Raw genomic sequence first — 18,883 nt, forward strand, 5'->3', positions numbered from 1 at the left:
GTAAAACTGTCCGGTCCCTGTTCTGGAGATGCCCGCTTTCTGGCCTGAGCCCACCCGAACGAGTCGCGGTTATCTGGGAGTACGCCGACAAACCGTCCCGGAGAGGCCCCCATGCCGAACTCGTCCCGCCACACCACCGCCCGGCCCTTACCTGCCCGGGTGCGCAGGAAGATCGCAGCTCTCCGTGCCCCGGCAGTGGACGGGGCCCCCGTCGCGCCGTTGACCGCGGTGGCGCTGTACGCCGTGGTCCCGGTGCCGGGCACGGAGCACCTGGTGACGGCGCCCCTGGCCGCGCACGCGCAGGCGCAGGGCTGGGACGTTCCGGCCGGCTGCGTGGTGACCGACACCGGGCCGCTCGACCAGGACACGGAGCTGCGGCCGGGCTGGGCACGGATCCGCGCAGCGGTGGAGAGCGGCCGGGTAGCCGGGATCGTCGTCCCCGCGTTCGCGCACATCGCCTACCGCTGGCACGACTGGAACACGCAACGGTCCTGGCTGCTGGACCGCGGGCTGTTCGTCATCGCCACCGACCCGACCGCCTTGGTCACGGGCCTGGAACCAGAGGAGCCACGGTCATGAGCGCGGTGCTGTACGACCCCGAGGCGCTCCTGGCCGAGGAGCTGCCGCTCGACCGCGCGCCCATGATGGCGCTGGTCGATGCGATGCTGGCACGGAAGGACGCGAACGGTCTGCGGGCGGGCGACTGCGCGCAGATCGCCCTGCTCCTCACCGGGCACGCCCGAATCGTCGCCGCCGAAGTCAGCCGGCACGTCGAGGCCCTGCCCAAGGACAGCAAGCTGCGGCCGGTGGCCGAGCAGGTCCTCCAGGAAGCGGAGCGCCGCCTGTCGGTGACCTCCCAGACCACCCTCGCGCACGCGCAGCAACGGGCCCGGCTGGTACGGGCGCTGTACCGGGGGCTGGACCAGCTCCTCAAGGCGCGGCCGGTTCCGTCCTCCTGACGTCTGTGACGCGCTGACCCGATTGCTGACCCACCGCCCGCCGAACCGATCCGGCTGCCGGTGCAGCCCTGTGGCGGAGCCCGGAGCGGGTGCCCGGTGGCCGCCGGTCCGGCCCGGGAACGGGCGGGGCGCGGCGTCATCGGGTGATCAGGATGGCGGCGACGGCAGCGACAGCGACTGCGACTGCGATGCAGGCGATCAGGAAGCTTGCGCCGCCGATGGCGACCGTCAACGGCGTGGCGAGGGACGGGTGGCGGTGGGTGACGTAGGCGAGGCAGCCCATCGTCAGGACGATGAGCCCACCACCGAGCCATCCCACCCAGCCGGGCCGCGTAAAGGTGCCCGGTGCTGCCCCGTCGTTCCCGGACCCGGACTCCGGACGCGGCCGGCATCTGCGGGGCGTTGCCGCAGTGCGGGGCCATAGCAGTGCGCAGGATGCGCCGACAGCCCGCCTGCCCGAGGTTCCGGCTCTGGCTGATCTTGCTCCAGGGGAGCATTCCGAGACACAGGAGAGAGGCAGAACCTCCTCCGCCGTCATCCGACGGTGTAGGGGCGCATTATTTCGTTGTCTTCGTGTTCGAGCATGTGACAGTGCCAGACGTATCGGCCTGCCCGGTCGAACGTCGCTTTCAGTCTCGTCACGGCACCCGGGTAGGCGACTGCTGTGTCCTTGAACCCGTTCTCCCACGGCTCGGTGGGCCGCGCGGCACGGCCGGCCTGTTGCCGGTCGAGGACTTGGAACTGGACTTCGTGGACATGGATCGGGTGTGCGTCCTTCGTGAAGTTGTGAATCTCCCAGATCTCGGTCGCGCCCAGGGCCGGATTCTCCGTAACGGGGTCGTCCCAGCGCATCGGCACAGGGGCCCCGTTCCGGTCCAGGGTGCCGAGCAGCATTTGCCGGGGGCCAACGTGCGGCAGCGACGCGGACTTCTGCTCGCTGAGGGAAAGCCGTCGGATGCGGCTTGCCTTGCCCAACGGTTCGAACGGCGGAAGCGACAGCTGGGACGGTGGCACGGTCGTGTCCGGTGAGGTGAGTGCTTCGATGACGAGCTTCATGATTTGTCCGGTGGTGGCGGGGTCCGCCGGGGAGTAGTCCGTACCTGCCTTCCCGCCCTGGAATGCTTTGTCGGGGCCCTCGTTGATCAGATAGAGCTCGGTCCCGACCGGGACGGATGCGAAGTCGACGATCACGTCGACGCGCTCGGCGGGAGCGATGAGCATCTGGTCGCGCTGTACGGGTGTGGGGAGGAAGCCTCCCTCACTTCCGATCTGGCAGAAGGGGAGGGCGGGGGTCGCGGGGCGGTGGGCAAGTGGGTGGGTGACAATCTTGAGGATCAGGTACCGCGAGTTGCATCCGTTGAGAAACCTGAAGCGGTAGCGGCGCGGTTCGACTTGAAGGACTGGCCAGGTGCTCCCGTTGGTCACCATCGTGTTGCCGAAGAACTCGGGGTTCCAGATCGGGGGGATGTCACTGTCCGGGATGTAGGGGCCCCTGAATCCGTCGAAGGCAGTGCGTCCGGCCGGGTAGAACAAGCTGCCGTCGACGTGGAACGAGCGGTCCTGGATGGCGAGAGGGATCTCGTAGTACTTCCGGCCGGGCGGATCACCGGGCCGGGGCGCGGGACCGGGCAATACCCCAACGGGAAGGTCCGCAGGGCCGCCTCGCAGAAGGTAGAACCCTGCCAGTCCGGCGTAGACATTCAACCGCGTGACGCCCAGGGCGTGATCGTGGAACCAGAAGGTCGAGGCCCTCTCCGCGTTGGCGTACTGGAACACGGCGTCCCCCCGGCCCCAGGCGTCACCGAACCGGTCTTCGAACTTTTCCTTGAACTCCTCGTAGAATGAGCCGACTTCAGCGTATCCCGCTGGGAGGTCAAGCGCGCGGGGAAGGTACCAGGCTTCGGTGAAGCCGTCGCTCTCCTCCGAGTTCCGCCCGCCATGCAGGTGCGTCACGATCGGCACTGGGCCCGTATACGGTCCGGGTGTCGAGCGGAATCCGGGACGTGAGTCCCGGGCCGATGTTCCGCCCGGAGGGTTCGCCCAGTGCAGTGTGGGGTCGACCGGCAACAGGTGCGGCAAGTAACGGCCTCTGCGATCAAGCAACTGGTTCTTCCACCTCACCCGCACAGGTGTTCCGGCACGGGCCTCGACGGTGAACGCGGGGTAGTGGAAGCTGCGCGGATGCGGAGTCGATCCGTACCCCCACACGGTTGTCGCCGGTAGGCCGGAGGGCAGCACCTGCTGCTGGAACTGTCGCACACCGATCACGTAATGGTCGATGTGATCAGCGACGCCGCCCCCGGCCTGCGGCATGACGGGCGGGACGACGAGCGGCGTGACGTACTTGTCCACCTTTCCCGGATCCAGAACGCCCTTGCCGCTGGGCTCGAAGAGGCGTGGAGTCGCGGAGGCCGCCGGAAGGAGCGCGAACATTCCGCCGACCGCCGCCTGCACGACACGCCGTCTCGTGACCACGTAGGTCCTCCATCAATTGCGGGCACCATCAGGGGTCGCAGCTTGCAGATCCGCGCGCTGCCGGCAGTGCTCCACGGACGTATCCGGCGACCAGCGCGTGAACACATACGGGATACCGGGCCCGAACCCGCGTGTGCCAGACCCCGGGATGCAGGCCTTGGTGAGCTTCTTCGGTTTCTTCTGTGCGTATTCAAGCCACTCTGGATGCCGGAATCGCGTCACGAGTGAGGCAGCGCACCTCCTATCACCCCATTGCTTCGAAATCGCTGACGGGCAATTAGCAGCCAACCTCCCACCGACGACATCCCAGGACGCTGAAGGAACCGGCGAGCATGACGTAGAGCCGTCGTTCACAGCGGCCGACCGGGGAACAGCGCTGGCCCGGAATCCGGATCGCCCTCCAGCACACGACAGGACCACCGCAGAGGAGTGGCCAGCGGCCGAAGCGCGCACAAGCGTCGGGTCGGCGGGCCCCCCGTTCCGCCGGGCCCAGGTGCCGATGTGGCCCTGACCGGCGGGGCGGGCCAGGGCCAGGCCGCCGTTGACCGCACCGAGGAGGCCAACCAGCGCGGCCAAGGAAGATCCGATACGGCCGACGCTCAGGGTGTAGACGCTTGCGGCGACCGGCTGGGCAGAAGGGTCCGCGGCCGCCGGTACGGCGAGCACGAATCCGCCGACCAGGACGGCGCCGGCCACGGCGAGCACAGTGCGCATTGACATGAGGTGCTCCTTCTCCTCACGGGAACTGGATCACCCGAGCATGTCCGCCTGCTCCACCTCCGGTCGTCCGGCGGACGCGGGCACTTCCCGCTGCCGCGCACGCCGCAGGCGACACGCATATACCGCCTACGTAGTAGCCGATCACTCGTCTGCAAGCGGGACTCGCCCGGGGCCGCATCCGGCTAGGGTGCGCGCATGAGCACAGGATGGTCCGGTGTCCCGGCCGGTGTGAGGGACTGGGCGATCGCCGTCGGCGTGGCGGCGACGCTGCTGGTCACCGGCCTGTCCGAGCGGAACTCCGGTACGGGCCTCGCCCCGCTCGGCTGCACGCTGCTGGCCGCCGGCGGCCTGACGCTCGTCCGGCGCCGCCGGAATCCCGTTCCTGTCCTGGCCGCCACCGGCCTGTGCGCAGTGGGGTACCAGGCGGTCGGCTTCGACGTGCCCGCCGTCGCGTTCCTGTTCGCGGTGTACGCGGCCGTACGGGAGGGACACCGCGGCGTCACCGTGGTGACGAGCGTGGCCGTGCTGGCCACGCTCCCCCTCGCTGCCCTCGCCTCGGGCCTGCACGACACGGGCGAAGCGTTCGCGCAGGCGCGCGGCGCCCTGGAGATCGCCTGGCTGGTCGCGGCCGGGGCCGCGGGTGAGGCGCTGCGGCAGGCTGAGCGGCGGGCGGACGAGGCCGAGCGCACCCGGGAAGAGACAGCGCGGCGCGGCGCCGCGCCGACGAGGAGCGGCTGCACATCGCGAGGGAGTTGCACGATTCACTCACCCATCAGGTCTCGATCATCAAGGTGCAGGCCGAAGTCGCCGTCCACGTGGCCCGCAGGCGCGGCGAACAGGTGCCGGAGGCTCTGCTGGCGATCCAGACGGCCGGGCGTGAGGCGACTCGGGAACTACGCGCGACCCTGGGGGCGCTACGCGACGACCCCGCCGCGTGGGCTCGACGACATCCCGGAACTGGTGGAACGGGCCCGTTCCATCGGCCTGGATACAACGCTGACCAGGGGCGTCCCGGTCCGCCTCCGGCCGATGGCACTGGTCACGAGGGCGGCGGCGTGCCCGGTGCCGTGACCGTGTGGCGGGCCACCAGGGTGGCGAGGGCCGCGCGGGACGGGACGCCCGTCTTGCGGTAGACGCGGGCGATGTGGCTCTCGACCGTGCGTGGACTGAGGCAGAGCCGGGAGGCCACGGCCTGGTTGGTGAGACCCTCTGCGACCAGATCCGCTATTTCCCGTTCCCGCGAGGTCAGTTGGGCCAGCCCGGCGGCCGGTCCGGACGGCTCCGCCGCCCCGTCCGTGTCACCCAGCACCTCCGCGCGCTGCTGGTCGGCCAGGGCGACCAGCAGCGTGGCCCCGCCCTCGGCGGCCTGCCGACGGGCACGGCGCCACATGGCGGCCGCGCCGGCGCCGTCACCGGCGGCCCTGGTGAACGCGGCGCCGAGCAGCAGGCTCTGGGCCTCCCGGAGGGTCGCCCCGGACAGCGCGCTCTCCCGGGCGGCTTCGGCGAACGCCCGTGCCGCCGCGGCCGGGTCCCCCCGATGCGCCCTGACCCGGCCGAAGGCGCGCAGCGCCGCTGCCCGGCGGGTCGGCAGGTCGATCCGTTCGGCCTCCTTCAGGGCGCGCTCGGCCGCGTTCTCGGCCTCCTCCGTCTCACCCACGGCCAAGGCGGCGGCGACGAGCAGTTCCAGGAACTCGGGCAGCAGCGAGGGCTGCAATCGGGACAGGTCTCTGCCGCCGCCCGCGTCCAGCAGGACGTCCCGTGCGCGGTGCGGGTCACCGGCGCCCATCGCGGCGAGGGCGAGCAGGGACCGTGCCAGCGTGGACCACCAGCTCTCGCCCGTGCCCTCCGCCGCTGCCGCCGCCTCCTCCGCGGCGGCCAGGACGTCCGGATCGCCCGGCGGGCGGGCCTGCATGAGGAACAGGGAACGGATCGCGAGGGTGAAGCCGAGCAGTTCGCCGTTGCCCAGGGCACGGGCGATGGTCGCGGCTTCGTCGGCCAGCTCCAGCGCCGTGGTGACCCGGCAGGTCAGGAAGTGGGCGTACGCCTTGCACAGCAGGAGCTGCGACAGCAGGTAGAGTCGGCCGGTCCGCCGGGCGATGTCCACGCCCCGGTCGGTGTGCCGTTCCGCGTCGGCGTACCGGTCGAGCATCACCTCGGCCCAGCCCAGTCTGACCAGGGGCTCGCACAGCCCGGCGAGGTCGCCGTCGGTGAGCGCGTCCGCCAGCCCCGCCGCGGTCCGGGCGAGCAAACGGGCCTCGGCCGTGTCACCCTCGTACGCCTCGCTCATGGCGGCCAGCGTCAGGGCGCCCATCTCGCCGAGTCCGTCACCCAGATCGCGGGCGCCGCGCAGCGCCTGGGCCAGTTCTTCCCGTACGTCGGGGAAGCGGGCGACGAACTGCGCGCGGCAGCACCATTCGATGACGAGACCGATCCGCTGGGACGGTGACGGCCCGGGCCTCCGGTCCAGTTCGCGGCGCAGCAGCGCGTCGGCCTCGGCGTAGCGCCCGAGCTGACGCTCCATGACGGCGCACTGCACGACGGCGGAGGTACGGAGCGCGTCCTCGCTGTCCTCGTTGCCGGCGGGCATGTCGATCACTCGGTGGAAGAGGTCTCTGCTCTCCCACAGCGCCCCGGTCGCGCCAAGTGCCCCGGCGCGCATCAGCATCAACTCACGGCGTTTGTTGAGGTGTTCGGGGGTGTTGGGCAGGGTTGCGAGGACGGCACCGAGCCAGTGGGCCGAGGCGGCCGGGGCCGTCACGGCGGTCTGTTCGGCGGCGCTGGTCAGGATCGCGGCGGCCTCCGGGTCCCAGCCGGTCAGTGAATGCTCGATGTGGTGCGCCCGCTCGGCGAGGGGTGCGCCGGCCTCGGCCAGTTCGGCCGCTGCCCTGTGGTGGAGATCCTGCCGCCGCCAGGGGTCGGTGCTGTCGTGGACCAGCGCCCGGATCAGCGGGTGGCGCAGTGCCAGACGGCGTCCGGTCTGGTCCGTACGGATCAGATCGCGGCGCAGCAGCGCGCGCAGGGCCTCGACGACGTCGGGGACGGGTGAGCCGGTGAGAGCGGCGATGAGGTCGGCCGTGGCGTGGTCGCCGAGTACGGCGGCGGCTTCTACGGTGCCGCGCTCAATTGGGTCCAGAAGGGCGAGTTCGTCGAGCAGCAGTGCTTCCAGGCCCGTGGGCGAACCACCGTCCCGGACCGGGGGCCCAGGCAGCCGGGCGGTGCGATGGGCCGTCAGGAGCGCCAGGAAGTACAGCGGGTTGCCCTCGCTCGCGGCGTACATCTCGGCCGCCCGCTGCTGCGGCAGGTCGCGGGCCAGTTCCTCGACGCAGTCCCGTTCGTCGAGCGGGCCGAGAGAGATCCGCAGCACCGCGCCGGTGTCGGCCCCGCGCGCCAGCGCCGTGGTGAGCGCCGCCGGGGCCTGGCGGTCGCGGCGCGACACGACGAGCAGGAAGGGGGTCTTCACGGGGTGCCGCACGAGGTGGTCGACGAGTTCCAGGGACGCCGGGTCCGCCCAGTGCAGGTCGTCGAGGACCTCGACGAGCCGCGCGCCCCGGATGCGGCGCAGTGCGTCCGCGGTGGCCCGGTAGAGGCCGAAACGGTCCCTTTTCCACGGCTCGCCCGAGGGCTCGGCCCTCCCCCGCAGCACCGGAGGGAGCTCCCGCAGCGACGGGAACACTCTGAGCACCCGCTGGTCGAGGTCGGCGAACGCGTCGGCGAACGGCTGGAACGGGCTGTGCCGTTCGTACTCGGTGGCCCGGCCGCGCAGCACGGTCGCCCCGCGGCGGCGGGCGAGCGTACTGAACTCCGCCAGCAACCGGCTCTTGCCGATACCGGCCTCACCGGTGATGTCGACGAGGGCCGGACCACCGGCTCCCACGTGCTGCAAGGCTGCGTCGAGTCGGCGGAGCTCGGCTGACCTGCTGACGAACGGCACGCTGTTCGTGCGCCTGCCGGGTCCCCTGTACAACTCAACCACCACGATCTCCCTCGGAACGAACGCCGCCACGGCACGCCAGGGCCCCGGTGGCTACGACACGGGGCTGGGCGACTGTCGCTGTCAGGCAGCGTTCTACAGCACGAGTACGACAACGCTGTCCCTTTGTGGCGGGCCCGGCCCGCGCCGGTCAGGGGCGCCACGTGACCGACGTACGGGCAGCGCGTCACACCACTGACCAGTCGCTACGGGACACCCGACGGCTCCGTAGTAGTACCTGACCGTTCCTGATACGAGGCCTGCTGTCGGTGCCCTGGCCTAGCGTGGTCGGCATGCACGAATTCTTCGCCGATGCCGCTGCGCAGGCAGCCGCCCGCCCGCCAGGTCGCCCCCGCCACAGCGGCAGGCGGCATGTGTCATTCAAGGAGCACCAGGTCATCGAAGCCGGTGCGGCGGAGGAACGGTTCGCTCTGTCCGCCGATCTGAAGTGTCCGCACGACGGGTCCGGACTGCCGGTCCGCCTCTACGGCGGAGATCTGCGCATTCGGGGCGACCTGGACTCCGAACGCGCGCCTCCGCACTGGCCGGCCCATGTGACCGTCGACGGGGATCTCGTCATCGACGGCGGCCTCGACTGGAGGGGAGGACGACGGCGGGCAGTACAAGTTCCTGCTGGTGACCGGCGATCTGCGGGCACACTCCGTAGACATCAGCGGCTGTGTCGACGTTGTGGTGCGCGGCGATCTGCAGGTGACCGGCGGTGTCTCCTGCGACAGCCTCGGCGATGACCCCCTCGACGACGGCGCTACCCTGACAACTGGGAACCTGCACGCCCACTTTGTGTCGCTGCACGGCCATGTCGACCTGATGGTGCGCGGCGATCTGCAGGCGGCCGACGGCATCCTGGGCCGTGGCTGGGACGACCGGCGGGCCAGCTCCTCCTTCTGCGGGGAGACGTCGACCGCGACGATGCGCGAGGCGCCGGCGATGCGGGCGGCCTGGAGCGCGGCCAGCCCCACTCCCCCGGCGCCGAACACGGCCACCGTCTCACCCTCGCGCAGCCGTACCGAGTGGTGCACGGCGCCGTATCCGGTGAGGACCGCACAGCCCAGGAGTGCGGCGTCGGTGAGCGGGATGCCATCCGGAACGGGCAGGACGCAGCCTGCGGGGACCACCGTCTCCTCGGCGAACGCGGCGACGTTGAGACCGGGGTGCAGCTCGCCGCCACCGTCCGTACGCCGGGCGTGCACGGCGCCCGCACCGTTCAGGGCGTTGGCGCACAGCCAGACCTCGCCCAGCACACAGGCGTGGCAACTGCCGTAGGAGGGCGCCTAGTTGAGCACGACGCCGTCGCCCGGCGCGACATGGGTGACGCCCTCGCCGACCGCGACGACGGTGCCCGCGCCCTCATGGCCGAGTACGGCGGGGACGGGCACCCGCATGGTGCCGTTGGACAGCGAGAGGTCGGAGTGGCAGACGCCGGCGGCGGCGAGGGCGACCCTCACCCGGCCGGGGCCGGGCTCCGGGAGTTCGATGTCGGTGATCTCCAGGGGAGCTCCGACGGCTGGCAGTACGGCGGCGCGGACCACGAACAGACTCACTGCGGGAACGCGGGGCGGTCAGAACTGGAGGGACTTGGTCTGGAGGTACTCCGCGAGTCCGTGGGATCCGAGTTCGCGGCCGACGCCGGACTGCTTGTATCCGCCGAACGGGGCGAGCGGGTTGAACCGGCCGCCGTTGATGTCGACCTGCCCGGTGTCCATCCGCCGGGCGAACGCCACCGCCTCCGCGTCGTCGCCCGCCCAGACCGCGCCCGCGAGGCCGTACACGGTGCCGTTGGCGATGCGCAGGGCGTCGTCCTCGTCCTCGTAGCGGATGAGCGAGACGACGGGGCCGAAGATCTCCTCCTGGGCGATGGTCATCTCCGGGGTGACATCGGCGAACACGGTGGGGCTGACGAAGTAGCCCTGCTCGCGCGGGGCTTCGGGGCCGCCCGCGACGAGGCGGGCGCCCTCCGCCACACCCTTCTCGATGTAGCCGCGCACCCGCGCGTGCTGCTTGGCGTTGACGAGGGGGCCGATGCGGTCGCCGTACTTGGCGGCCGCCTCCGCGGCGAGCGCGACCGCCTCGTCGTACTGGGAGGTGTGCACGAGCATGCGGGTCCAGGCGCTGCACGTCTGGCCGGAGTTGCCCATGACGTTCGCGACGCCGACGCCGACGGCCTTGGCGAGGTCCGCGCTCGGCAGGATGACGTTGGCGGACTTGCCGCCCAGTTCGAGGGCGACGCGCTTGACGGCCGCGCCGGCCGTGGCGCCGATCCGCTTGCCGACGGCGGTGGAACCGGTGAACGAGACCAGGTCGACGCCGTCGTGCTCGGCCAGGGCCTGTCCGGCGACCGGGCCGAGACCGGTGACGAGGTTGAACACGCCTGCGGGAACGCCCGCTTCATGGACGGCCTCGGCGAAGAGCTGGGCGGTCAGCGGGGTGTCCTCGGCGGGCTTGAGGACGACCGTGCACCCCGCCGCGAGCGCGGCGGCGACCTTGGCCACGATCTGGTGCAGCGGGTAGTTCCACGGGGTGATCGCGCCGACGACGCCGACCGGCTCGGCGTAGACGGTGGAGTTGCCGACCTTCTCCTCGAAGGCGTACGAGGCGGCCAGCTCGGCGTACGAGCCGGCCACCAGGACCGGGACGCCCGCGTGCACCGCCTGCGAGAAGGGCAGCGGCGCGCCGAGCTCGGCGGTGACGGTCCTGGCGATCTCGTCCTTGCGTGCGACGAGTACGTCACGCAGGGCGGCGATGCGCGCGGCACGCTCGGCGGGCGCGGTGGCCGCCCAGGCGGGGAGCGCGGCGCGGGCGGCCCGTACCGCGGCGTCGACGTCCTCCGCCCCGCCGGCCGGGACCTCGGCGATGACCTGTTCGTCCGCCGGGTTCACGACCGCGATCGTGTCCCTTCCCGCGGCGGGCCGCCAGGCCCCGTCGATGTACATGCCGTCGTGGGCCTTCATCGCTGTTCCTCCCGGACACGGTTGCGGACGGGGGCGTCCACAACCCCAAACTAGCGCTGTTAGTTTTCGGGCGCCAGAGACGCCCGTCACGCCGAGGGCTGCCGGCCGAGCTCCGCGTGCTCCGTACCGGGGTTCTCGAACTGGGTGCGGTACAGCTCCTCGTACCGGCCGGCCGCGGCGAGGAGTTCGTCGTGCGTGCCCCGCTCCACGATCCGCCCGTTCTCCACGACCAGGATGAGGTCGGCCGTCCGTACCGTGGAGAGCCGGTGGGCGATCACGACCGCCGTGCGTCCGGCGAGCGCCTCGGTGAGTGCTTCCTGGACGGCCGCCTCGGAGGTGTTGTCGAGGTGGGCGGTGGCCTCGTCGAGGATGACGACGCGCTGGCACACGAAGCATGGAGAACTCCATGATCGGGCGAACCGTGCCTGCCCTGCTACCACCGCTCAACTCGGCACCTACTGGCGGACGCCCTTATCGGCGCCATCACGCTGATCGCGGGCGGAGCGCTTTACGGGGCCCGTCCAGTGGGCACAGACCTCATCGACATCATGCGGGGACAGAGCCGGAAGTGACCCGCCCTCTACCGACGTCAGCCCTGGTCGGCCTTGAGGCGTGTAGAGCGGACGGTGGTGTGCCGTCCGCTGCCGACTTGCTTCGGCGGCCAGCGGCACGCCCAGCAGCTGCACACCGTCGGCGTTGGGCGGGGCCGATTGCTGCTGACGGGTGGTGATGTTCTCGCCAAGCCGGCCGGGCACCGCGTGGAAACCCGCTCCGCCCCTCCCCACGCACGGCACGGCACCCGCGTTCAATCGCGGGTCAGTGGCCCTGCTGGGCGATCGCGCGCAGGAAAGCGATGGTCTCCAGCTCGCCGCTGGTGGCTTCGTCCAGGGACGTCCCGTACTCGCGGCTGGCGGAGAGCTTCACGATGGTGGTCCGGCTGACCGGATCGACGTAGATGAACTGGTTGTAGACGCCGACCGCGCTGAACTCGCCACGGTCTCCCGCCATGAGCCACCACTGGTAGCCGTAGCCGACCCCATCGGCTTGCTGGCCGCCGACAAGGGGGCGGCCGGGTCGAAGATGCGGCGCGGTCACGGTGATCGAGTCGCGCACCCACTGCGCGGGCACGATCTGCCGGCCCTGCCACACGCCCTCGTTGCGGTACAGCTCGCCGAGCCTGGCGAAGTCGCGGGCGGTCAGGTTGAGCCCCGCGAAGGTGACTTCCCTCCCGGCAGGGTCCACCAGCCAGTAACCTGCCGATGTCATGCCGAGCGGCTCGCACAGCTTCTCGCTCATGTAGTCGGCGACCGAGCGGTTGGTGGCCCGGGCCAGCAAGGCGCCAAGTATCTGCGTCTCACCGGAGTTGTAGCGACAGACGGTGCCAGGCCCGCTCTCGCGCACCATGCGGGCGACGAAGTCGTCGAGCGTGCCGCCGATGCCCGCCGTCGCGGCGTTGAGCTGGAAGATGTCGGAGGCCGGGTCGTTGTAGTCCTCGTTCCACCGGGCACCGGAGGACATCTGGAGCACGTCCTTGATGGACACACCGTCGTACGCGGAACCGGGCTGCACCGGCACGTAGGAGCTGATGGGCTCGTCGATGCTCGTGATGTGCCCCTCTTCGACCGCTATACCGACGAGCGCGGAGACGAAGCTCTTGGCGACCGACGCGGACAACCACTGCACGTCCGGGCCACCGGTCAGGAAGTAGCTCTCGTGCCTGATGACCCCGTCGACGAGCACGAGCAGTGCTGCCGTGTCGGTGCCGGCCAGGAACTCCTTGGTCGGCCGTGAGGCGCCGTCGAAGTCATAGGTCTCCGGCAAGGGGGTCATCTCACCGCGCGGCCAGGGGTAAGGCTTCGCGGAGGGGGCCATCTCGCGGGTGTCGAGGAGGTCCTTCATCCGGCAGAAGTGCTCGTGCTGCGGTGCACCGGTGAAGAGGCCGAGGTCGGCCAAGGTCATGCGCTTCTGAACAGTCATTGCCGTCCTTCGAGTGGAACGAGGGATCCGTAGGAGCAGGGGGAGCGGGCGGGCCGACACCACTGCTGGGGTGGGTGCCGTCCTGGGGGCCAGAGGGCCCCGGCTGCGATACCGAGAAAGTAGCAGTACCACTCGGTTAGGGCAACCGAGTGGTACTGTTAAATTCCCATTGACACAGAGCAGAGGAAGGCAGCGATGAGCTCTTCCCGCGTCGACGGGCGCGCCCTCCGGTTCCAGCACCGGAGGCCGGAGTTGCTGGCTGCGGCGACCGAGTACATCCTTGAACACGGCATCAGCGGCCTGTCCCTGCGTCCCGTGGGGCAGGCGCTCGGTGTCACCCACGCGACACTGCTACGACACTTCTCCTCGAAGGACGAACTGCTCCTGGCCGTCGCGGAGAAGGTCCGCACGGATCTGGCCGCATGGCTGATGTCGGACGTGGAGCTCCGTGAGGCATACTCGACGGCCGAACTCGTCAGGGCGCTATGGCGTCGGCTGTGCGAACCGCAGGAGCAGCGCCAGTTCCTCCTGCTTTTCGAATTCGTCGGCCATCACGGGGAGAAGTCCGGAGAAGACGAGAAACTCTCCCGGTCGATCGTCCACGACTGGATTGAGATCATCGCCAACAGGCTTGCTGCGGACGGCTGGCCGCCCGAGGACGCCTCCGCATTGTCCACCCTTGTCCTGGCGCAGGTGCGAGGCCTGCAGCTCGATCTCCTCGTCTCCGGGGACCGCGCACGAGCGGACCGCGCCATCGACTTCGCCGTACGCCTCCTCGACCGCTCCACCCGGGCCGGCAGTGCAGACGATCACGGGTAGACCGCCACGACGGTGTTGTACGGCACCCAGTCGCTGTTGCCCTCCGGCTTTAGATGACCCGCGACATGCAGACCGCCCTCGTACAAGCGGATCTCCTGCTCGTCGGCGAAGTCCACGTACGGGTAGCCGACATCGGCGGAGACCCTGAACCGCTCCTCCGCCTCCTGGGCACTGATGAGGCGGTACCCCACCGGTGAGTGCACCGTTGTGAGGGCGGGGGGTACTGACGGGCCGCTCCGGGATTCGTCATCGGCCATCTGTGGCTGCTCCGTGGGGTGAAGTGCCCGGTAAGGCGGATTCGGTAGGGGAAGTGCGAGGCGCGGTCGGCTGGGGCGGGCTGCCAGGCCGACGGGTACATGCGCTCAGTGGGCCTCGGCCTGCGCGTCCGTGCGGAAGACCGGCAGACCCTCGCGGAGCCGGGCGAACAGCAGACCCCGGTCCATCATTTCCTTGCCCTCGTCCTCGTCCTCGTCAACGGCGAAGACCTCGTCCACCAGCAGCTCGCGCAACTGCTCCTGGACGCCGTCGCCGTGCCCCTGCTGGAAGTCGTCCAGGTCGAAGTGGAGATCCGCTTCCACCGAGGCGATCGTCGCGTGCTCGTCCTCGATGACCAGGCGGGCGCGGATGGTGCCCGCCTGGAGCGTGTTGTCGTTGTAGTAGCCGTAGACGACGTCGGCCTCGATGTCTCCGTCGACGGACATCTCGCCGTCGGTGAACACCCCTCGGGCCGTCACCCCGCCGCGGATGGCCACCACCGAATCGGGGCCGCGGTCCGCCAGCACGCCTTCGACCGCCAGGGAGCCGGTGACCACGAAGGGGGCCACCACATCCAGGTCGCCCTTCACCGCCAGGTCGCCGTGATGAAAGAACGGCGTGTCCACCCGCTGGTCGCCGACCAGGGTGCGCGTCGCGCCTGTCCCGCCGAGCGCCCTGGCGCACAACTCGGGAAGAAGCGGCAGATGGTCGGGATGGCAGCCGTCGCCCAGTCCGGCGACGAAGTCCTGGTAGCTGTCGAAGTCCGGCTCCACCAGCGTGGTGAGCCAGCCGCTGTCGTCCGGGATCCCGGCGGCCTCACACACCTCGGCCTGCTCCGTCCGCATCACCCCGGCCGCTTGCCGCAGCGCGTCCGTGTCGATGGGCAGCGGCCCGCTCTCCGCCACGGGATACCGCACATGCGCCGGGGCACCCGCAGCCTGAAGCAGGGACACGATCTCCGACCGTGCCTGCCGCTGCTCCATGCTGTACTCCGGCAGACGCAACGCGATCCCCAGCGGAGTCCGGCCGAGGCCGTTGACCGCGGCGTTGTCGGCACCGCGCTCCAGCAGCAGCTTCACCAGCCCCGGTCGCGCCGAACTGACGGTCGCGTGCAGCGGAGTGTCTCCGCGATCGTCGACCGCGTCCGTCGGTGCGCCGTGGTCGAGCAGGAACGCGTAGAGCGGCGCGGCCACGCAGCTGTGGTGGGCGAACGACCCGCCGGTGGTGAAACTGCTCGGGCCGTCCAGCCGGGCGCCGTGCTCGACGAGCAGCGTCAGTATGTCCACCGAACGCCGCACCACGGCCGCCGGATCGGAGTCGCTGAACGCCACGGCCCACCCGGCGGGCGGGACGCTGTTCTTGTCGACGGCGTGCACATCGGCGCCGCACTCCAGCAGCGCCCGTACGACCTCCGGGCACGGCAGCGGGCCGTCGCTGTTGTACGGGGCCTTCACCGCCCGGTGCAGCGCGGTGGCGCCGTCCTCGTCGCGCGCCGAGACATCCGCCCCGTCCGCGATCAGGGAACGGACCAGGGTGGCCTGCTCCAGGGCGTCGCCGCCATGGGCAGGGGTGACAGCAGCAAGAAGGGATTCACTCACAGTGAGGACCATAGGACGTGCCTCTGACAGTGGGCCGGGCCTGCCGGCCGACCGGCCTTTCATCACGTAGGGCACATCAAAGTCGGCCGTAGGCCGCGATCAGGCCGGTTCCGCGAGTTTCCGTAGCCGATTGGGTAGTTCTACTGATGCCCTCGCCGGACGAAGTAAGGGAATCCCCACGTACTCGGCCCCATGGGCCGAGGTCGGGACCGGGGCCGGTCCGGGGCCTTGTCGTGGTACCAGACGTGGACGCGGTCGTCGCCCTCGTGCTGGAGCGAGAGCAGAGCGAAGTCGGCGTACCCGTCATGGCCCATGCCCGGCATCATCCTCATCAGATCCGCTCCGCCCTCGTTCTCCTCGTGCCAGCCGTCGTGCAGCCAGCGGGTGTAGACGGCGTGCGCCCCCGGAATGTCCGCGGGATGGATGAAGTTCTGCGTTGTCGGCTCCAGCGCGTCACTGGGCAGCGCTTCCATCGGCTGGAGCAGCGTTCCGGTGCCGATCACGCGCAGAAAGGCCCGGTAGTCGGCCGGGAGCGGCCCGAACCGCGCTTCGAGGACGGCGATGTCGTCCTCGCCGACCGGGCTGAGGTCGCCGGTCGGATCCAGCCAGCCCTCCTCGGCCGGTATGCGGGGCTCCGACGCCCCGGACGGCGAGGGCTCCGGGTGGGGCGCCTGCCGGAAGTAGTCCTCGATCAGCGGGGCGAGCCTGCGGTTGCCCCGCCAGGCCGCCAGCCGCTCCCCCGCGTCCCGCGTGCGGATCACGGCGAGATGGCGGGCGAACACCAGCCGCTCGTTGTTGCCGCGGGCATGGCCCATCGCCGCGTCCAGAACGGGAGCGGCGCCCGCCCCTTCCCGCGCCAGCAGGGTCAGCAGGGTCGCCTCGTCCAGACGGCTGCCATTCGACGAGCCGCTCGCCCCAGTCGACACCGGCAGTGGTGACCAACATCCGCACCACCTCGTCACCGCCACCGCCCTGGGCGAGGCAGTCCTCGGCCGCCCGGTCGGCCCACTCCCGCTCGTCGGGGAACACGAAGGACAGCGCCGCCTTCACCGGCACCGGCGCCGCGTCGAACGCGGCCTCCGCGACCGCGCGCGCCGCACGGTGGTCCGCCTCGTCGGCCACCGCGAGCACGCCCCGCAGCAGCCGCCGGCTCGAGGCGCACTCGGCCACCTGGAACGAGGCATGTGCGGTGGTCTCGATGAGCCAGGTCCCGCTCCACTCCCACCGTGGGTCGTAGTGGACCTTGTGCCGGTTGTGGGCCAGCTCGTGCAGCCGCAGCATCGCGCGCAGCGTCCATACGACACCCTCGGCCGCCAGCCAGAACGGCACCGCGTCCCCCGAGGGCTGCAACTCCAGCTCCGCCATGGCCACTTCCACGTCCAGGTCGAGCACGTCCGGACGCTCACCGCTGCGGTACAGCGCCGCCGCGCGCAGCCCGAGTGCGGCCATCGAAGGCGCCGCGTGCCGCGCCCCCTTCTCCACCTGGTGGACCGCGTACTCCCAGCCTCTGCCCTCGTCGTGACGGCTCTTGTCACGCGCCTCGGCGAAGCAGCGCGCGGCGTCGAACGGCGCCGCCGCCAGCCAGCACGGCCCTCGCTCGAGCCCTTCGGTCAGATGGTCCGGACTTGACCCGCGCCCGCGTGGAATACACCTTGCCGCGCTGCTCCTCGGTCCACACCACGTCACCATTCATGAGTACCTCCCACGATCGAACCGGCATCTGCGCAACAGCCGGCAGCCCGGTCCGGCACCACGGCGGTTCCCGCATCGCATTCCGCTCGCCGTGCACGGGAACCAGTCGGTCTTTCGGGGGCTGGTGCCCAGGTAAGGGCTCGTAAAGAATCAACACGTTGCTTCACGGTCTCCCTGTCGTTGGTGTGGTATGCGCATACCGAGTGAGGTTCGTGACCAACTTGCCCTGAGATTCGGAGTGTTGTTCCCTCATCTGAATGAGCGGCAGCAGCGGCTGATGCTGGCCGCCGAGGCCCGGCTGCTGGGGCACGGGGGGTCCGGGCCGTCGCGCGTGCCGCAGGGGTGAGCGAGACGACGGTGCGGAAGGGTGTCTTCGAGTTGGAGGGCGGTGAGGACCCACTGCCCGATGGCCGGGTCCGCCGGGACGGCGGCGGTCGCAAGAGCGCCGAGAAGCTTGACCGGCTGCTCGTTCCGGCGTTGCTGGCGCTGGTCGAGCCGGATGAGCGGGGCGATCCGATGTCGCCGCTGCGGTGGACGACCAAGTCGCTGCGGTCTCTGGCCGGGGAGCTGACGCGGCAGGGCCATGCCGCGTCAGCGCCGACCGTGGGCAGGCTGCTGCGGGAGAACGGTTTCAGTCTGCAGGCCAACGCGAAGACCCTTGAGGGCGCTCAGCACTCCGACCGGGACGCGCAGTTCCGGTACATCAACGACCAGGCCAAGGACCATCAGGCGGGGGGCGAGCCGGTGGTCAGTGTGGACACGAAAAAGAAGGAGGTCGTCGGCCAGTTCAAGAACGCGGGCCTCGAATGGCGGCCCAAAGGCCGGCCGGGGCAGGTCAGCACCCATGATTTCCCCGACCAGGAGCTCGGCCGGGCCGCCCCCTACGGGATCTACGACATCACCGCGAACACCGGCTGGGTCAGCGTCGGATGCGACCATGACACTGCAGCCTTCGCGGTCGAGTCGATCCGCCGCTGGTGGAACGGGCAAGGACGCCTCGACTACCCCGGCGCCACCCGGCTGCTGATCACCGCCGACGCGGGCGGCTCCAACGGCTACCGCACCCGGGCCTGGAAGACTCAACTGGCTGCCTTCGCCGCCGAGACCGGCCTGGCCGTCACCGTCTGTCACATGCCTCCGGGCACATCGAAATGGAACCGGATCGAGCACCGACTGTTCTCCGCGATCACGATGAACTGGCGCGGCCGCCCGCTGACCAGCTACGAGGTCATCGTGGAGAGCATCGCCGCGACCACCACACGCACCGGGCTCACCGTCCACGCCGAACTGGACCCCGGCCGCTACCCCACCGGTGTGAAGGTCAGCGACGCCGAGATGAACGCGGTGCCCCTGACCGGCCACGCCTTCCACGGGGAGTGGAACTACACCGTGGTGCGCCACGAGGCGCCACTTGATACCGGGTAGGGGTGAAAGACCCCTACCGCCGGC

Annotated in this window: 12 protein-coding genes and 4 pseudogenes; 6 read left to right on the top strand and 10 right to left on the bottom strand. The window is 70.5% G+C overall.

The window, feature by feature from the left end; all coding sequences use genetic code 11:
* The first annotated feature begins 111 nt into the window (after positions 1 to 111).
* Together OG611_RS40260 and OG611_RS40265 are read left to right on the top strand one after the other, a co-directional pair.
* Positions 112 to 579, top strand: a complete 468-nt coding sequence (locus OG611_RS40260) for a hypothetical protein (protein WP_266431649.1) — start codon at positions 112 to 114, stop codon at positions 577 to 579.
* Positions 576 to 959: a DUF6415 family natural product biosynthesis protein gene (locus OG611_RS40265; RefSeq protein WP_266431651.1), complete on the top strand. Its 384-nt coding sequence runs from the start codon at positions 576 to 578 to the stop codon at positions 957 to 959. Before OG611_RS40260 ends, OG611_RS40265 begins: the two co-directional genes overlap by 4 nt.
* A gap of 136 nt (positions 960 to 1,095) precedes the next feature.
* On the opposite strand, the gene OG611_RS40270 is transcribed toward OG611_RS40265, so the two are convergent.
* A complete protein-coding gene (locus OG611_RS40270) occupies positions 1,096 to 1,242 on the bottom strand; it encodes a hypothetical protein (protein WP_266431652.1) in 147 nt (48 codons plus the stop codon).
* Between the two features lie 251 nt (positions 1,243 to 1,493).
* Positions 1,494 to 2,921, bottom strand: a complete 1,428-nt coding sequence (locus OG611_RS40275; protein WP_266431654.1) for a multicopper oxidase family protein — start codon at positions 2,919 to 2,921, stop codon at positions 1,494 to 1,496.
* A gap of 1,428 nt (positions 2,922 to 4,349) precedes the next feature.
* Between OG611_RS40275 and OG611_RS40280 the strand changes: the two are divergent.
* Positions 4,350 to 5,156, top strand: a pseudogene (locus tag OG611_RS40280) (sensor histidine kinase); the annotation flags it as partial.
* Positions 5,157 to 5,193: 37 nt separating this feature from the next.
* On the opposite strand, the gene OG611_RS40285 reads toward OG611_RS40280, so the two are convergent.
* The 5 genes and pseudogenes from OG611_RS40285 to OG611_RS40305 all read right to left on the bottom strand — a co-directional run bounded on the left by OG611_RS40285 (position 5,194) and on the right by OG611_RS40305 (position 13,070).
* Positions 5,194 to 8,028, bottom strand: a complete 2,835-nt coding sequence (locus tag OG611_RS40285) for a helix-turn-helix transcriptional regulator (RefSeq protein WP_266426292.1) — start codon at positions 8,026 to 8,028, stop codon at positions 5,194 to 5,196.
* Between the two features lie 983 nt (positions 8,029 to 9,011).
* Positions 9,012 to 9,674 (bottom strand): annotated as a pseudogene (locus OG611_RS40290) (alcohol dehydrogenase catalytic domain-containing protein); the annotation flags it as partial.
* 30 nt (positions 9,675 to 9,704) lie between these two features.
* Positions 9,705 to 11,093, bottom strand: a complete 1,389-nt coding sequence (locus tag OG611_RS40295) for an aldehyde dehydrogenase family protein (RefSeq protein ID WP_266425374.1) — start codon at positions 11,091 to 11,093, stop codon at positions 9,705 to 9,707.
* 86 nt (positions 11,094 to 11,179) lie between these two features.
* A pseudogene (locus OG611_RS40300) lies at positions 11,180 to 11,476 on the bottom strand (ABC transporter ATP-binding protein); the annotation flags it as partial.
* A gap of 433 nt (positions 11,477 to 11,909) precedes the next feature.
* The gene (locus OG611_RS40305) at positions 11,910 to 13,070 is read right to left on the bottom strand and encodes a serine hydrolase (protein WP_266425371.1); all 1,161 of its coding nucleotides are present in this window, start codon (positions 13,068 to 13,070) and stop codon (positions 11,910 to 11,912) included.
* 195 nt (positions 13,071 to 13,265) lie between these two features.
* On the opposite strand from OG611_RS40305, the gene OG611_RS40310 reads away from it, so the two are divergent.
* Positions 13,266 to 13,889, top strand: coding sequence for a TetR/AcrR family transcriptional regulator (locus OG611_RS40310; protein WP_266425368.1), 624 nt, complete (start codon positions 13,266 to 13,268; stop codon positions 13,887 to 13,889).
* Here OG611_RS40310 and OG611_RS40315 read toward each other — a convergent pair.
* The 3 genes from OG611_RS40315 to OG611_RS40325 all read right to left on the bottom strand — a co-directional run bounded on the left by OG611_RS40315 (position 13,880) and on the right by OG611_RS40325 (position 16,668).
* The gene (locus OG611_RS40315; RefSeq protein ID WP_266425365.1) at positions 13,880 to 14,146 is read right to left on the bottom strand and encodes a hypothetical protein; all 267 of its coding nucleotides are present in this window, start codon (positions 14,144 to 14,146) and stop codon (positions 13,880 to 13,882) included. The two genes, OG611_RS40310 and OG611_RS40315, sit on opposite strands and share 10 nt — an antisense overlap.
* 105 nt (positions 14,147 to 14,251) lie before the next feature.
* On the bottom strand, positions 14,252 to 15,742 hold the full coding sequence (locus OG611_RS40320) for an ankyrin repeat domain-containing protein (protein ID WP_266425363.1): 1,491 nt from the start codon (positions 15,740 to 15,742) through the stop codon (positions 14,252 to 14,254).
* Positions 15,743 to 15,882: 140 nt separating this feature from the next.
* Positions 15,883 to 16,668 carry an SMI1/KNR4 family protein gene (locus OG611_RS40325; RefSeq protein WP_266425360.1) on the bottom strand — a complete coding sequence of 262 codons (786 nt, stop codon included), beginning with the start codon at positions 16,666 to 16,668 and terminating at the stop codon, positions 15,883 to 15,885.
* A gap of 8 nt (positions 16,669 to 16,676) precedes the next feature.
* On the opposite strand from OG611_RS40325, the gene OG611_RS40330 reads away from it, so the two are divergent.
* Together OG611_RS40330 and OG611_RS40335 are read left to right on the top strand one after the other, a co-directional pair.
* Positions 16,677 to 16,979, top strand: a complete 303-nt coding sequence (locus OG611_RS40330) for a hypothetical protein (RefSeq protein ID WP_266425357.1) — start codon at positions 16,677 to 16,679, stop codon at positions 16,977 to 16,979.
* Between the two features lie 645 nt (positions 16,980 to 17,624).
* Positions 17,625 to 18,826: pseudogene (locus tag OG611_RS40335) on the top strand (ISAzo13 family transposase); the annotation flags it as partial.
* Positions 18,827 to 18,883 lie beyond the last annotated feature (57 nt).

It is taken from the genome of Streptomyces sp. NBC_01363 (genome assembly GCF_026340595.1).
GTDB lineage: Bacteria > Actinomycetota > Actinomycetes > Streptomycetales > Streptomycetaceae > Streptomyces.